Annotated in this window: 15 protein-coding genes; 7 read left to right on the forward strand and 8 right to left on the reverse strand. The window is 58.6% G+C overall.

Going from position 1 to position 15472, the window contains the following annotated elements; translation table 11 throughout:
• Nucleotides 1–92: 92 nt before the first annotated feature.
• The 5 genes from ntrX to dusB all read right to left on the reverse strand — a co-directional run bounded on the left by ntrX (nucleotide 93) and on the right by dusB (nucleotide 7410).
• Nucleotides 93–1478 (reverse strand): nitrogen assimilation response regulator NtrX, encoded by a 1386-nt coding sequence (ntrX, locus tag GRI44_RS05040; protein WP_160600313.1) that lies wholly within the window; start codon nucleotides 1476–1478, stop codon nucleotides 93–95.
• A 34-nt stretch (nucleotides 1479–1512) separates the two neighbouring features.
• Nucleotides 1513–3741 (reverse strand): sensor histidine kinase, encoded by a 2229-nt coding sequence (locus tag GRI44_RS05045; protein ID WP_160600314.1) that lies wholly within the window; start codon nucleotides 3739–3741, stop codon nucleotides 1513–1515.
• A gap of 90 nt (nucleotides 3742–3831) precedes the next feature.
• A complete protein-coding gene (locus GRI44_RS05050; RefSeq protein WP_160600315.1) occupies nucleotides 3832–5271 on the reverse strand; it encodes a sigma 54-interacting transcriptional regulator in 1440 nt (479 codons plus the stop codon).
• Nucleotides 5272–5311: 40 nt separating this feature from the next.
• Nucleotides 5312–6397 (reverse strand): two-component system sensor histidine kinase NtrB, encoded by a 1086-nt coding sequence (locus GRI44_RS05055; RefSeq protein WP_160600316.1) that lies wholly within the window; start codon nucleotides 6395–6397, stop codon nucleotides 5312–5314.
• Nucleotides 6394–7410: a tRNA dihydrouridine synthase DusB gene (gene dusB, locus GRI44_RS05060; RefSeq protein ID WP_160600317.1), complete on the reverse strand. Its 1017-nt coding sequence runs from the start codon at nucleotides 7408–7410 to the stop codon at nucleotides 6394–6396. The genes GRI44_RS05055 and dusB overlap by 4 nt, the downstream gene beginning before the upstream one ends.
• Nucleotides 7411–7487: 77 nt before the next feature.
• Between dusB and GRI44_RS05065 the strand changes: the two genes are divergently transcribed.
• The 3 genes from GRI44_RS05065 to GRI44_RS05075 all read left to right on the forward strand — a co-directional run bounded on the left by GRI44_RS05065 (nucleotide 7488) and on the right by GRI44_RS05075 (nucleotide 9763).
• The gene (locus tag GRI44_RS05065; protein WP_160600318.1) at nucleotides 7488–8666 is read left to right on the forward strand and encodes a bifunctional 2-C-methyl-D-erythritol 4-phosphate cytidylyltransferase/2-C-methyl-D-erythritol 2,4-cyclodiphosphate synthase; all 1179 of its coding nucleotides are present in this window, start codon (nucleotides 7488–7490) and stop codon (nucleotides 8664–8666) included.
• 63 nt (nucleotides 8667–8729) lie between these two features.
• Nucleotides 8730–9266, forward strand: a complete 537-nt coding sequence (locus GRI44_RS05070) for a hypothetical protein (protein ID WP_160600319.1) — start codon at nucleotides 8730–8732, stop codon at nucleotides 9264–9266.
• Nucleotides 9263–9763, forward strand: a complete 501-nt coding sequence (locus tag GRI44_RS05075; protein WP_160600320.1) for a CinA family protein — start codon at nucleotides 9263–9265, stop codon at nucleotides 9761–9763. The genes GRI44_RS05070 and GRI44_RS05075 overlap by 4 nt, the downstream gene beginning before the upstream one ends.
• Here GRI44_RS05075 and GRI44_RS05080 read toward each other — a convergent pair.
• A complete protein-coding gene (locus GRI44_RS05080) occupies nucleotides 9724–10185 on the reverse strand; it encodes a type II toxin-antitoxin system RatA family toxin (RefSeq protein WP_160600321.1) in 462 nt (153 codons plus the stop codon). The two genes, GRI44_RS05075 and GRI44_RS05080, sit on opposite strands and share 40 nt — an antisense overlap.
• Nucleotides 10185–11150 (reverse strand): lipoyl synthase, encoded by a 966-nt coding sequence (lipA, locus tag GRI44_RS05085; protein WP_160600322.1) that lies wholly within the window; start codon nucleotides 11148–11150, stop codon nucleotides 10185–10187. Before lipA ends, GRI44_RS05080 begins: the two co-directional genes overlap by 1 nt.
• Nucleotides 11151–11286: 136 nt before the next feature.
• Here lipA and GRI44_RS05090 point away from each other — a divergent pair, with 136 nt between their 5' ends.
• From GRI44_RS05090 to GRI44_RS05105, 4 genes are read left to right on the forward strand one after another with little or no spacing between them, the layout of a single operon-like run.
• Nucleotides 11287–12270 (forward strand): sodium-dependent bicarbonate transport family permease, encoded by a 984-nt coding sequence (locus GRI44_RS05090; RefSeq protein ID WP_160600323.1) that lies wholly within the window; start codon nucleotides 11287–11289, stop codon nucleotides 12268–12270.
• Nucleotides 12267–12575: a DUF190 domain-containing protein gene (locus GRI44_RS05095; RefSeq protein ID WP_160600324.1), complete on the forward strand. Its 309-nt coding sequence runs from the start codon at nucleotides 12267–12269 to the stop codon at nucleotides 12573–12575. Before GRI44_RS05090 ends, GRI44_RS05095 begins: the two co-directional genes overlap by 4 nt.
• Nucleotides 12575–13216: a carbonic anhydrase gene (locus GRI44_RS05100; protein WP_160600325.1), complete on the forward strand. Its 642-nt coding sequence runs from the start codon at nucleotides 12575–12577 to the stop codon at nucleotides 13214–13216. The genes GRI44_RS05095 and GRI44_RS05100 overlap by 1 nt, the downstream gene beginning before the upstream one ends.
• A 49-nt stretch (nucleotides 13217–13265) precedes the next feature.
• Nucleotides 13266–13994, forward strand: coding sequence for an NYN domain-containing protein (locus GRI44_RS05105; RefSeq protein WP_160600326.1), 729 nt, complete (start codon nucleotides 13266–13268; stop codon nucleotides 13992–13994).
• Nucleotides 13995–14073: 79 nt separating this feature from the next.
• On the opposite strand, the gene GRI44_RS05110 is transcribed toward GRI44_RS05105, so the two are convergent.
• On the reverse strand, nucleotides 14074–15390 hold the full coding sequence (locus GRI44_RS05110) for a hypothetical protein (protein WP_160600327.1): 1317 nt from the start codon (nucleotides 15388–15390) through the stop codon (nucleotides 14074–14076).
• Nucleotides 15391–15472 lie beyond the last annotated feature (82 nt).

The following is a 15472-nucleotide window of genomic DNA, read 5'->3' on the forward strand; positions in this document are numbered from 1 at the left end:
GCTAACGGACGATCAATCGTTCTTCTTTTGGTAGCGCTATATTATCATCAATTGCCAAAAATTCCACGCATTCCTGATTTCAGCAAAGAAATTCAGGGTTTACGCTCGTCCGCATTACGCTCGCCCATGCCCAGCAGTTTCAATTTTCGGTGAAGGGCGGAACGTTCCATGCCGATGAAACTCGCGGTCTTGGAAATATTTCCCGAAAACCGGCGGATCTGGATGGTCAGATATTCCCGCTCGAAACTTTCGCGTGCCTCGCGCAAGGGCACCCCCATCAACGCCGATATGCCCGAAGTCCCGCCCAGCTTGCCGCCAATCACTTCGCTTGGCAGCATATCAGGCTCCACTGCGGCCAGTTTTTCACGCGGTGTCAGAATGACCGTCCGTTCGACCACATTGCGCAACTGGCGTACATTGCCGGGCCAGTCATAGGCCTGCAACGCGGCCATCGCTTCCTCGGTCAGGTCCGGCGCGGCAATTCCCTGCTCTGCTGCATATCGTGTGAAAAAATGCTCTGCGAGCGAGGGGATGTCATCGCGCCTGTCGGCCAGCGAAGGGATGTTCACCGGCACCACATTCAGGCGGTAGAACAGGTCTTCGCGGAACTGCTTTTCCTCCATCTCGTGCTGCAAATCTCGCGAGGTGGAGGAGACAACGCGAACATCAACGCCGATTTGCCGGTTGCCGCCAACCCGGACAAAGCTTTGCTCGGTCAGAACACGAAGGATGCGTGCCTGGGTTGAAAGCGGCATATCAGCCACTTCATCCAAATATAACGTGCCCCCGTCAGCCACTTCCAGCAGCCCGGGCCGGACCAGCTTGCCGTCACTTTCTTCGCCAAACAGCTCCTGCTCGAACCGCTCCGGCGTAATTCTTGCCGAATTCACGATTACGAAGGCGGCGTTGTGACGCGGGCTCCAGCTATGCAGCAACCGCGCGGCAACTTCCTTGCCCGCCCCTGCCGGCCCGGTAATCAGCACGCGGCTTCCGGTGCTTGCGACCCGTTTCAATGTCGCCCGCACCTGATTGATGACGACTGAATTTCCCGTAAATTCCTCGCCCTGGGTAAAGCCCTGGCGCAGCCGGGTGTTTTCCCGCCGCAACCGCTCTGTCTCGGTCGCGCGGCCCACCAGCAGCAGCAGGCGTTCTGCCTCAAATGGCTTTTCAATAAAGTCCATCGCGCCGCGGCTGACAGCAGATACCGCCGTATCGATATTACCGTGGCCGGAAAAAATGATCACCGGCAGTTCAGGCTCGCGCTGCTTGATTGCGTCCAGAACTTCCAGCCCGTCCATCGGGCTGCCATGCAGCCAGACGTCGAGTAAAACGAGGCTGGGCCGGCGCTCGTCAATCGCGGCCAGCGCGGCCGTGCTATCTCCGGCGGTCCGGCATTCATAACCTTCATCGCTCAGCACGCCTGAGACAAGGTCGCGAATGTCACGTTCGTCATCTACGACGAGGATTTCTAGCGCCATTGCGCCACTTCCTTTCCATGGACCCGTTTAAATTTCATCCTGCCGCCTCTGCTCCGCCAAAATCGGCGCTGAGTGAGGAAGGGTCGCGCGCAAACCGCAATGTCACGCGGGTTCCGCCGCCTGCGGCAGCGGCAAAGGTCATGGTGCCGCCATGCTCTTCGACAATCTTGTTGACGATGGCGAGGCCCAAACCCGTGCCCTTTTCCCGCGTTGTGACATAGGGTTCGACAATCTTGTCCGGGTCATGCGGCAGGCCTACCCCGTTATCTTCCACGCGGACCACCAGGTCGCCATCCTGCGCCAGCACTTCCACGGAAATTTTGCCGCGGTAATCAGGCTCTGCCGTATTCAGCCGCGCTTCGACCGCCTCAACTGCGTTTTTGAGGACATTGGTCATGGCCTGACCCAGCTGGTGCCGATCGCAATTGATAATGACCGGCCCGTTTTCCTGGGTGGTGAGGCCAAAATTGATCTGCGGATGGGCCACTTCCTGCAGAAACAGGGATTGCCGCACGAGATCCAGCGCGTTTTCTTCGCGGAAAACAGGTTTCGGCAAGCGGGCAAAGGACGAAAATTCGTCTACCATGGTGCGCAATGCGCCCACCTGACGGACAATCGTGTTGGTCAGTTCGTCGAACAATTCACCATCAATCTCGATCTGCCGGCGATACCGCCTTTTCAGCCGTTCAGTGGCGAGTTGTATCGGTGTAAGCGGGTTCTTGATTTCATGGGCGATGCGCCGCGCCACGTCAGACCACGCCGCCTGCCGCTGGTCCAGCAGCTGGCGGGTGATATCTTCGAACGTGATCACCTTGCCTTCAGGGGCGTCGGCCACTTTGACCGCCAGCGTCAGAAGATCGCCGCCCTTGTTGTAATTGACGATGCCGCTGTTCAGCTTGCCATTGACCAGCGCATTGATCTGGGGCGCGAGTTTTTCCAGGGTCAGGTCAATCGGCATGGTCACACGCTCCCCCAGCAAAAGCTGCTGTGCGAGGCTGTTCATCAACAGAATCCGGCCGTCCGGGCTGATCGAGATGATCCCGGCAGTCACTGATTCCAGCACCGTTTCCATAAAGGCGCGGCGTGCGTCGAGCTGGCTGTTGGCCCCGACAAGCGCATCTGTCTGACGCTCGATCTGTGCTGTCATACGGTTGAATGCACGGTTGAGCTGGCCAATTTCATCATTACCCGTGCGCCCTTCGACGCGCAGCGAGAAATTGCCCGCACCCACTTTTCGGGCGGCGCCAACCAGTTCTGTCAGCGGCTCCACCTGCCGGTCTGCAAATCGCAGCGCAAACCAGACCGCAATCATCACCAGCAGGATCGACACGAAAAACAGCGCCAGGTTGAACCGCAATTGCAGCGCCCTTGCCCTGCTGGTCAGCACTTCATAGGCCGAAGCGATGGACTTCGCGCGTTCCCACGACATGAAGGACAATGCTTCGGAGTTGCGGGCATTGTAGAGGTAGATGCCGCTCTTCCGGTCGATGGCGGACACCGCTTCTATTCTGGTAGGATTGCCTTGCACAACGACTTGCTCGCCGGTGCGAACCTTGTTGAATACATCGGGTTTCAGGCTTTGCGGTTCATTGTCAGCGCGCAGATCGAACATGGCCGCTGTGCGCATGGTGCCATCAGGCAGTTCCTGCAGAATGGCAGATTCGTTCAGGTCGCGGCCCTGCGCCTGATAGCGGTAGAAGTCAGCAAAATCACGGTCTGCCAAGGTGCCGCGTTCCAGCCAGAAACGCATATCGCTGGCCATGGCCACCGTTTCATTGGCGACTTCAAGCTGGTTCTGTTCATAATATCCACGCGCCAGATCATCAGCGTTTTTCATCAAGCCGCGTGAATTATCCGAAAACCAGAAATCCACGCCGGACTGGAACAGAAACGCGGCAAATGCAGCCACCAGCAAGGTCGGAACTGCTGCCACCAGCGAGAAAAAGAACACCAGCTTCACATGCAGGCGCGCCGTGCTGCCAGCCGCACGGCGGATTGCCAGCCTGCGCCCGATCAGCACGACAATCGCCATGGCCGGTATCAGCGTGCCGATGAGCAGGGAGGCAACCTGCGCCGATGGCAGTAATTCGCCGCCCGGCGGTGCGCTGGTGAAGGTGAAATATGTGCTGGCCACCATCAGGCCGAACGCCAGCAGCGCAGCTATTTCAAAAATAAGGAAAAAATTGGCTTGGCGCGATGCCACGGCAAGCCGCCGTAACCAGCGTGGACTCCTGCGAGGGATTATCGAGGAAGCGGCGTTCATCGTTGCTATCTTACAACGCCACTGTTGCCTTTATGCAAGCCATTTTGCGTCAAACCGACATATTGCCCCGATTAACGTCTGCCGTGCGCCTTAGCGGTCGGTCATGAACTGGTCGGGGTTTATATCCAGATCGACCAGACGCTTGCGCAATGTGTTGCGGTTCAGGCCCAGTAATTGGGCAGCGCGCAACTGGTTACCAGCGGTTTGCTGCAAGGCAAATTCAAACAATGGTTTTTCAAACGCAGCCAATGCGCGCTGGTAAAGCCTGCCGCCTACTGGCCCTGCCACGGCAAGCCAGCCATGCAGCGCAGAATCGAAACCGGCACCGTCCGAATTGCCTGCAGGCGCCATGCCTTCGTTCAGCACGCTACTGATTGTTTCGATGTCGATCAGATCATCGCGTGCCATCAACGCCAGCCGGTAGATCGTATTTTGCAACTCGCGCACATTGCCGCGCCAGGGCTGACGTTCCAGCAATGCGATGGCCGCATTGTCCAACTGCCGCAGCGGAAGCCCGTCATGGGCTGCAAGGCGCAGAAAATGTTTCGCCAATGCGCCAATATCATCCGCTCTCTCGCGCAGGGGCGGCAGCTGGATGGGCACGACGTTCAGCCGATAAAACAGGTCCTCACGAAATGTGCCGGCCGCGATCATCGGCTTCAGATCGCGGTTGGTGGCTGCCACAATCCGCACATTAACCGCGATTTCCTGCCTGCCGCCCACCCGCCGGATCCGGCCCGACTGAAGCGCGCGCAGCAACCGTGTCTGTGCTTCGGCAGGCATATCGCCAATCTCGTCAAGGAACAGCGTGCCGCCATTGGCCTGTTCAAACTTGCCGATGGCCTGTGTGACAGCGCCGGTAAAAGCGCCCTTTTCATGGCCGAACAATTCGCTCTCGATCAGGTCTCCGGGGATTGCCGCCGCATTGACCGCCACAAACGGGCCGGTTTTGCGGTGGCCAAGCTGGTGTATCGCATCTGCCACCAGTTCCTTGCCAGTGCCGGATTCGCCCAATATCAGCACGGTCAGGTCGTTACGCAGCACCCGCGTAATCATCCGGAAAACGCCTTGCATTGCCTGGCTGCGGCCAACCAGCGGCAGCCCCTCGCCGATGTTCTCGGCTGCTTGCTCAACCGTATTACGGGCCCCAGCCTGCTGGCCGCCAGCCTGCTGACCAACGGCCTGATGCACAGCACGAACAAGATCGTCGAGATCAAACGGTTTGGGGAAATATTCGAACGCCCCGGTGTCAGTTGCGCGCACCGCAGTATCCAGCGTGTTTTGTGCCGATAAGATGATGATCGGCATGTCCGGATGAGCCTTGCGGATCCCGCCCAGATCATCAATGCCATCACCGTCAGTCAGGATCACATCGGTCAGCATGGCGTTGAAATGCTGGCCCGCCAGGTTCCGGTCACGCCCGACCAGACTGTCCGTTCTGGTCACCACAAACCCGTCGTCTTCCAGCGCGGCGCTGACGACGGTGGCAATGGCGTTGTCGTCTTCCACCAGCAATATGTGACCGGGCATTTTCATCTCTTTATCTGGCTATTGCGCATTTGGCGGCGGGTCATTTGGCGATTGGCAGATTAATGCGGAAATGGGTCATTCCGGCGCGGTCATCGCGCGTATGGCCAATCCGTCCGTCCATATCGGCCACCAGTTTCTTCACCAGCGCAAGGCCCAGCCCCTGCCCCCCCTTCTTGCCCGTCACGAAAGGTTCGAAGATGCGTGGTTCCAGATGGGGGTCGATACCGGGACCATTGTCCGACACGGTAATTTCAATCGGCACGCGCACCGTATTGCCGAGCCGGATGGCACTGAGCGCCAACCCGCTGACAAAGCGCGTCTTGACGATAATTTGCCCCCCGGTTTGCGCCCCGCTCTTGCCGCTACATGCTTCGGCGGCATTGGACAAAAGGTTGATCAGCACCTGTTCCAGCGCATCCTGATTGGCCAGCACAGGTGGCAGTGACGGATCGAATTCCTCCACCAGTTCCACCCCTTGTGGGGCGGCAGCGCGCACGGTCGCCATCGCGTTGCGGATGGCTTCGTGCAGATTGAACGGCCCTACAGCCGCAGGTGTATTGCTGCCCAGTTTCTGCATCCGGTCAACCAGCCGGGCGATCCGGTCCACTTCGTCGCAAATCATGACCGCCAGCGGCCGGTCTTTTTCATCAACCTTGCGTGCCAGCAACTGGCCTGCGCCGCGTATAGCCGCCAGCGGGTTTTTTATTTCATGCGCAAGGACGGCAGGGGCGCCCACGGCGCTTTCCATTTCTGCTTCACCGCCCATGTCGTCCCGCCCGCCATCGGACAGGGAAATGACTCGCCAACCCGGATTGGATGGCAGGGGGGAGACTGTGAGATTGAGCCGCTTGCGTTCATCACCGACCATTGCGGCAACCCCGCGCGCGATCAATCGCTGGTCGCTGGCCAGCAGCCTTTCTTCAAGCCTGCTCTGGCTGAAATCTACCAGTTCGGTAATTCTGGTCCCGATCAGCTTTTTCGTGCTGCGCCCGAGCAGGCTTTCGGCGGCTGGATTGGCCTCTGTAATGACCAGATCTCTATCCAGCAGAAGCACCGCAAAAATCAGGCCCGCAATCTGCACCTGCGCAACCGGACGATCGCCCTGCTGCACATCGGTATCAGTCATGCGGCGCGGCGGTGCATGAAGGGGGTATAGAACCGCTCCAGTTCGCCCAGCACCTGATCGGGGTCTTCGATGAAGTTTACATGGTTGCGAAATTCAGCAGAGCCGTGAAACCCCTTGGTATACCAGCCCAGATGCTTGCGCGCGACACGCACGCCTACTTGCGGGCCATACAGATCCAGCATGCCGCGGTAATGTTCCACCAGCACAGCAAATTGTTCGTCAACGTCGGGCGTGGGGATAACTTCCCCTGTCTTCAGCCAATGCATGACCTTGCCCAGCAGCCACGGCTTACCATATGCCCCGCGCCCGATCATCACCCCGTCCGCGCCCGATTGTTCCAGCGCCGCGGCACTGTCTTCAATGCCGCAGATATCGCCATTGGCGATAACGGGGATGGACACTGCATCCTTTACCTTGCGGATGAAGCCCCAGTCGGCATGGCCCTTGTACATCTGGTTGCGAGTGCGCCCGTGGACCGTGATCATCTTGGCGCCAAGGTCTTCTGCAATATGCGCAAGTTCGGGCGCGTTAAGCGCGCCATGGTCCCAGCCCATTCGCATTTTTACCGTCACGGGTACTTCCACCGCCTTGACCGTAGCTTCAATCAGGCTGGCAGCCAGCGGCAAGTCACGCATCAGCGCCGAACCGGCATCGCCGTTCACCACCTTCTTCACCGGGCATCCCATATTGATGTCGATGATGGCCGCGCCGCGATCCGCGTTCAGCTTGGCCGCCTCCGCCATTTCCTGCGGGCTGCATCCGGCAAGCTGCAATGACACCGGCTCTTCGGCAATGTCCCATGCCGCCTTTTGCAAGGACTGGCGGGTTTCGCGGATCATGGCCGGGCTGGCGATCATCTCGGTCACATTCAGGCCCGAACCATAACGCCTGACCAGCGTGCGGAACGGCATATCGGTCACGCCGGTCATCGGTGCGAGCACGACGGGGCAGTCAATCAGGACAGGGCCGATATGGATCGGCTTCAAAGCCGGCGGAATGGGTATTGCGGTCATAATTCTTGCGGTGCCTAAAATTTGGGCAGCGCATAGTGCATTGCAGCATATGGCGCAAGGCGCTAGCGCCTCGGGCGATGGAACATATGCCGTCCCAACAGCAGCCTGCCCCGCCCCCCTTTGCCGCCGTGATCGTCGCCGCAGGCGCGGGATTGCGCGCAGGCCAGCCAGTGCCCAAGCAATTCGCCATGTGGCGCGGCATGCCGGTGCTGCGCCATTCAGCGCTGGCCATGGCCAATGCCGGCGCTGCGCCCATCATCGTTGCGATTCCGCAGGATGCAGAGGAGTTGGCCGAGGCTGCTTTAAAAGGCATTGCCAACATACATCTGGTGACAGGCGGCACTACACGGCAGGCATCCGTCCGAAATGCACTGGAATTGCTCGCTGCGGATTTTCCGGAGCTGCCGGATTACGTGCTCATCCACGATGCTGCGCGCGCCGACCTGCCCCAAGTGGTGATCGGCAGATTACTTGCCGGCCTGGCAGAATATCCCGGCAGCATCCCTGTCCTGCCAGTAGTGGACAGCATTTCGATAGACAAAAGCGGCGTCATGGCAGGTTCTGCCGACCGCGATAGTCTACGCCGGGTCCAGACGCCGCAAGCGTTCCATTTTCCTGCCATTCTGGCGGCCCACCGCGCATGGCAGGGTGATGCCACGGCTGGCGATGATGCACAGGTGGCCCTGGCTGGCGGGCTGCAGATCCGCCATGTGCCCGGTGATGAAGCGCTGGCGAAGCTCACATTTGCGGAGGATTTCATGGGGCAAATGCCAATGGTGAGGATGGGCATGGGCTATGACGTGCATCGTCTGGCCGCAGGTGAGGAATTGTGGCTGGCGGGCATCCGGATCGAGCATGACTTGGGTCTATCTGGCCATAGCGATGCCGATGTCGCGCTTCATGCCGTGGTTGATGCCATGCTGGGCGCAGTGGCAGCAGGGGATATCGGGCAGCATTTTCCGCCCAGTGATCCGCAATGGAAAGGCGCAAGCTCTGCCCGTTTTGTCGAACATGCGGCCATGCTGGTGGCACAGGCCGGTTACCGGATCGGCAATGTAGACCTGACGATTATTTGCGAAGCGCCCAAAATCGGCCCGCACCGCGATGCCATGCGCGGGAAACTTGCCGCACTTCTGGGCGTTGACTCAGGAGCGGTGAGCGTGAAGGCCACAACCACCGAACGATTGGGCTTCACTGGCCGGCAGGAAGGCATTGCGGCCCAGGCGGTGGTAACCGTTTTTGCGGGCCAAGGCTGACTGGCCTGTTTGCCCGCACAAAAACTTTGCCCGCACGTAAACACAGGAAATCTGACGATGAAAATGTTGAAGACCTTAACTGTGGCAACGGCCATGATGGCACTTGCCGTGCCGCAAATTGCCCATGCGCAAGCGTGTGTCGCAGAAGCTGATCTGTCCGACACGATCATCTACGCCATGCCGAGCCTGGTCGCCGCGTTTGACACAAAATGCGGGAAGAGCGTGCCCGCCGCCAGCATGACCATGCTGCGCAGCACGCAGTTTCTGGGCAAATACACCCCGCTTCAGGCCAAATCATGGCCCGGTGCGAAGCGCGTGCTGGCGGGATATGCCCAAAGCAAGGCAAGTGGTGCAGGTTCGGGCAATGATATCGGCGCGCTGATCAATTCAATGCCGGCAGAAACCATGCGGCCATTTGTGGATGCAATGGTCCAGCAGGAAGCTGCCAAGGCGATACCGGCGAAGGAATGCGGCAATATTGGCCGCGCAATCACATTGCTGGCCCCGTTGCCGGCAGAAAATATTGGCAGGCTAGCCGGTTTCCTGTTCAGCATGACGAATGTGAAAAACCCTGCGATTTGCAAAAACGGCAAATCATGATGGAAACCCTGCTGCCAGATGAAGTTTACGCTCTTGCCGCACGGGTGATCGCTGCCAACAAGGCTGCCGGCCGGACCATAGCGGTGGCGGAAAGCTGTACGGGCGGTCTGGTGGCCGCCGCATTGACCGAAATTCCCGGATCGTCAGAAGTGCTCGACCGCGGTTTTGTAACCTATTCCAACGATGCCAAAATGCAGATGCTGGATGTGTCAGGTGACATAATCGAAACATTTGGCGCCGTTTCCATCGCCTGTGTCTGGGCCATGTCGCAAGGCGCATTGGCCAACAGCATTGCGGATGTGGCTGTGGCGATCAGCGGTGTTGCAGGGCCAGGCGGCGGGACTGATCTGAAACCTGTGGGCACGGTGGTGTTTGCCCGTGCATCAAGGAATGGAGAGGCAGAGCCGGAAAGCGAAATGCGGCGCTTCGACGGCAAGACGCGCGCCGAAATCAGGCTTCAGGCAACGATGTGCGCGCTGGAGCTGTTGCTGCCATAAAGCTGGTCCGCCCGCGCTTCGAACGCGGCCACCATCTTCCTGAATGCACGGTCAAAATATTGTCCGGCGAGCGCTTCGAACATTTTGTTCTTGAACGTGAAATCGACACAGAAATCGACCGAGCAGCCGCCCCCGGGCACAGGTTGGAAAGCCCACACATTATCCAGATCGCGCAGCGGACCGTCGATATATTGCACTTCGATCAGATGGGGCCGCTTCTTGGTGACCTCGGACGTAAAACTTTCACGCAGGCTTTTGAAGCCGACGACCATGTCCGCGATCATTTCCTCGTCACTGTCCGACCGCACTCTTGTCGCGATGACCCACGGCAGAAATTCGCCATATCGGGCAACATCGCTGACCAGCGCGAACATCTGTTCGCAGCTATATGGCAGCACCCGGGTTTCACGGATACCAGGCATCAGATTTCGCGGCCGGCCTTCTTCTGCGTCTGCTTTTGTGCCAGCTTGGCTTCACGCGCGGCGCGCATCTGGGCAAAATCTTCGCCCGCATGATAGCTTGACCGTGTGAGCGGGCTGGATGCAACCTGCAAGAAGCCCTTGGCCCGCGCAATCGCACCAAATGCGGTAAACGCCTTGGGCGTGACGAAATCCATCACGGTTGCATGTTTCGGCGTCGGCTGGAGATACTGTCCCATGGTCATGAAATCGATATCAGCGCTGCGCATATCATCCATCACCTGATGCACTTCCAGGCGCTGTTCACCCAGACCGAGCATGATGCCGGACTTGGTGAAAATCAGCGGGTCGTGGCTTTTCACTTCTTCCAGCAGGCGCAGCGATGCGTAATAGCGGGCGCCCGGCCTGATGGTGGGATACAGCCGCGGCACCGTTTCCAGATTGTGGTTGTAGACATCCGGGCCAGCTTCACAGATCGCTTCGACGGCAGGGCGCATTTTTCCGCGGAAATCAGGCGTCAGAATTTCGATCGTGGTGTTGGGCGTTTCGCGCCGCAATGCCTGGATTACTTTGACAAACTGCCCGGCCCCGCCATCGGGAAGGTCATCCCTGTCCACTGAAGTTATGACGATATGCTCCAGCCCCATCTTGGCAGCAGCAGCAGCGGTATGTTCAGGCTCCAGCGGGTCCACGATGCGCGGCATGCCCGTTTTGACATTGCAAAAGGCGCAGGCCCGCGTGCAGACATCGCCCAATATCATGACGGTTGCGTGTTTCTTGGTCCAGCATTCGCCAATGTTGGGGCACGCCGCCTCTTCGCAAACGGTGTTGAGGTTGAGGTCGCGCATCAGTTTGCGCGTTTCGTGATACCCCTTGCTAACCGGCGCCTTGACCCGAATCCATTCAGGTTTTCTGACGCGCTGGGGGCGCTCCGGGTCTTGTGCAGGTGTGCTGGACAGGTCGTTCATGGCGGCCATTTAAGGCCCCGCAACGCAACCCGCAAGCCGTTGCGGCTATTCAATCCGACTATGACAGCCAGTGACTGGCGGCAACGCAGCGCAAGCCAGCGTTGCGATTTGAATGGATTGTGGCTAGCTGCCGGTCATGGATACAGCCACGCTTCAGACATTCACGTCGCCGGTCGTGCTGTTTTTCATTCTTGGTCTGTTTGCGGCATTTGTCCGGTCCGATCTGGCCATACCGGAAGCACTGGCCAAGGGCATGTCGCTCTACCTGATGGCAGCCATCGGGCTGAAAGGCGGCGTGGCGGTTGCAGAATCAGGCGTCGACAGCACGATTGGCAGCGTATTGCTGCTTGGCGTGGCTGCCAGCTTTCTGCTGCCACTGACAGCTTTTGCCATCCTGAAAACCCTTGGCCGGCTCGACCGGACAAATGCGGGCGCAGTGGCGGCGCATTATGGCTCTGTCAGCGTGGTAACCTATGTCACCGCGGTCGAAATTCTGGAACTGTCAGGCATGCCGCCTGCAGGCTATATGGTGGCGGTTCTGGCGGCGATGGAGACACCCGCCATTCTGTCTGGCTTGCTGCTGGCACGCGGCATTGGAGGGCGCACAAGCAACGAGCAGTCCGATATGATGCGCGAGGTGTTTCTCAATGCATCGGTCGTGCTGCTGCTGGGCAGTTTTGCCATAGGAATGGTTGCAGGGCCGTCAGGCTTTGCCGAAGTCAGCCCGTTTTTCGCCGCCGGCTTCAAAGGCGTGCTGTGCCTGTTCCTGCTGGACATGGGGCTGATTGCCGCCCGGCGGATCATGTCCGCACGAACGCTTACATGGCGGCTGGGGCTGATTGCCCTCGCCCTGCCCCTGGTCAACGGGATGATCGGCGTTTTTGCAGGTTCCGCCATTGGGCTGGAAGTGGGTTCAGCAGCGGCATTTGGCGTATTATGCGCCAGTGCCAGCTATATCGCAGTGCCAGCAGCCATGCGCCTGGCGTTGCCGGAAGCTGACCCCGGCATTTATCTCACCATGTCACTCAGCATCACATTCCCGTTCAACATTCTGGTCAACATTGGCTTGATCACGGCCACCGCAGTCGCCTTGGCCGGGCCAATAGGGATATCGCCATGACAGAAACCGTTGTCCGTAAACGGATCGAAATTCTTGCCGATACGCCATTGGCGCGGCGCGTGACTGACGTGATCGACCAGGTTGGCATCAGCGGGTGGACCGTGTTGCCAGTGCAGTCCGGCAGCGGCCGCGATGGCCAGTGGCGTGAAGAACGTGTTACCGGGGCTGACAAATCGCTGATCCTGTCAATTGCGAGCGAGGAAAAGGCAGCCGCACTGGTCGATGCGCTTGCCCCCATTCTCACCAGCCATGGGCTGTTACTGACCATGTGGAATGTCGAAGTTATTCGTGGTGAACGTTTTTAATGTCTGAATTTTCCCAGCTTCTCGACGGTTACCGGCGTTTCCGTGCTGATGGTTACCCACGGCAAAGGGCGCGCTTCGACCATCTGGTGGAAGAAGGCCAATCGCCCCGAACCATGATTATCGCCTGTTCTGACAGCAGGGTTGATCCCGCGCAGATTTTCGATGTGGATCCGGGGCAGATTTTTGTCGTCCGGAATGTGGCGGCCATGGTCCCACCATTTGAAACGACACCGGGCCTGCATGGCGTGTCAGCCGCGCTGGAATTTGCCGTTCAGGTGCTTCGGGTCGGCCATGTGATGGTGATGGGCCACGGCATGTGTGGCGGCTGCAAGGCTGCGCTGACGCAGGAACTGCATGGCACCGCGCCCGGCGAAGGCGGTTTTATTGCGGACTGGATCGGGATGCTGGACGAAGCGCGCGAACCAGTGGCGGCCAGATATGGCGTCGAAGGGCGCGACGCGGAACGGGCGATGGAACATGCCGCGGTAAAGGTGAGCCTGGCCAATTTGCGCACATTTCCCTGCGTCCGCCAGAAAGAGCGCAACGGCACCTTGAAATTGCACGGCGGTTTTTTCGCCATTTCCGAAGGCATCCTGCATCTGCTGGACGAGGAAACCGGCGAATTTCGGGCCGCGCCATGATGCGGCAAACCGGTTTGCAACTGCCCGTTTGCAAGCTAGTCTTCGGCCTATGTCTCATGAAACGCTCAAAAACATCGCCCTGCTGATTGATGCAGACAACACCACCCCGCAAGGGATCGACCCTGTTCTGACCGTCATGGCGGAACTGGGTCAGGTGAATATTCGCCGCGCCTATGGCAATTTTGCCAAGGGCAATTTGGCAAAATGGGACAGGATCACTAACAAGTTCGGCATCCGCCCCCAGCAGCAATTCGACGTTTCCAAAGGTAAGAACGCCACGGATATGGCCATGACCATCGATGCGATTGATCTTCTGTATCAGGGCAAGGTGGACGGGTTTGGCCTGATGACATCGGACAGCGATTTCACCCCGCTGGTCACCCGGCTGAGGCAAGATGGCATTATCGTCTATGGCTTTGGCAGTGCCAAGACGCCGGAATCATTCCGGTCCGTGTGCACGCGGTTTATCGATATCGACAAGCTGATCGCTAATCAGGCGGAAGAAATAGTGCCAGCAGAAGGACCATCATCGCCCGCGCCGAAAGCTGACGTCGACCAGGAGTTGGTACAGCTTTTGAGCGAGGCATGGAAAGCCGCGCGGCGCGATGAAAACGGTTTTGCACGCCTGAGCGAGGTGGGCAATATCGCGGGCAACAGGTCGAGCTTCGACGTGCGCAATTATGGCTACAAGCGCCTCACTGATCTTATCCAGGGTCTGGACAGCTTCAAGGTGGAACGGCGCGAAAACGGCCAGCCTTATGTCAAACGCCTGCGCTGACATGCTGTTGTAATCAGCGAACAAAAAAGGGGCGCGAACCGAAGTTCGCGCCCCTTTTGTCAGATGAAACGAACGCCGGTTACATCGCTGGTGTTTCAGCTGCCTTCTGGTCCGCATAGAGCGACCACAGCCGCGCGATGGGCTTGCGTGCGCCTTCAATCCGGGCAAAAGTTGCCTTGGCTTCTGCCGCCTTGCCCTGATCAAGCTGCGCAATGCCCAGACGGTTCAACACGCGCTGTGTATCAACGCCCGATTTGGTCAGCGCAATCGTGTACATTTCTTCAGCTTCTGCCGCGCGGCCATAGCTGAGGAAAGCATCGCCTGCCGCGGTTGCCGTGACGGCGGTTGAACCAGACTTGCGTGCATCGCTTACCAGCGATGGCAGGTCAGCCTGATCGGCAGTCAGTCGGCCTTTGGCAGTGCTGCGCGCTTCGGCGACATATACATCCGATGCCTTCAACTTGCCCGCTGCAATGCCCGCTTCGATGATGCGGGAAACTTCACCGGGAAGTCGGCGCGCATCGGCGGCATCGATGTATTCGACGTAATCTCGTTCATTACGAAGGCTGTTGGTGCGCTGCCCCAGTCGCAGCAGATCAAGCATTTCCTGACTGTCGAAATTGGCATAATTGCGCTGGATGGCAATGGCATCACCCCAGCTATTTACCGACGGATAATATTGCGCATACAGGCTCGAGAAATTGCCCGCGTCCGCCGCCATATCGTTATTATAAGCAATAGCGATGCCGCGCTTGATCCAGCTTTCATCAACCGGCTGACCAGCAGCAATCCGCTTGTTGATCGCATCGGCCAGGAAGGTCAGGCCGCCAGCGGGGTTTTCTTCGCTGAAATAGGTTTCCGCGACGATGGCTTCTGGACCGTTGTCGACATAGCCAAGCTCGATCGCAGTCATCATCCGGGCGCGTGCAGTGGCCCAGTCCTTGTCCTGATAGGCGAGTTGTCCGGCAAGGAAGTTATATTGGCCCGCATTGTCGGCAGTCACCTTGCCGCTTTGCAACATCAGATCCACGCCCTGACGCTGCAAGGCGCGATTGCTTGATTCGCGGCCAATCGAATAGATGAAATTGCCGGCAGCAAAACGGTCATCGTCTGTTTCCACAGCAGCGGCCATCGCAGGGATAGCTGCCGCAATAGCCGCCAGATCCTTGGCAGGGGCTTTCGACATTTGTTCGGCAGGCGTATAAGCGGCGATGAAGCCCTTGGAATAATTGTTTTTAGACGCTTCGGCCTTCTTGTCTTTTTTCTTCTGCGCAAATGCCGGCGCCTCGAGCGCGGTCACACCCAGAACGCCGCCAGCCGCAAGGGCAATGGCAAGTGCAAGGCTGGAACCGGTACGCTTGGTGCGGACTGCGGCATGTGGTTTGAACGACTTCATCCGGGTATCTCCCAACTGTGGTATGTAAATGGTGTATTGCCCCTGAAAACGGTCTGGCAGGGCAGTAGTTCCGCCTTACCAT

The sequence above is a fragment of the Allopontixanthobacter confluentis genome (assembly GCF_009827615.1).
Taxonomy (GTDB): Bacteria; Pseudomonadota; Alphaproteobacteria; order Sphingomonadales; family Sphingomonadaceae; genus Allopontixanthobacter; species Allopontixanthobacter confluentis.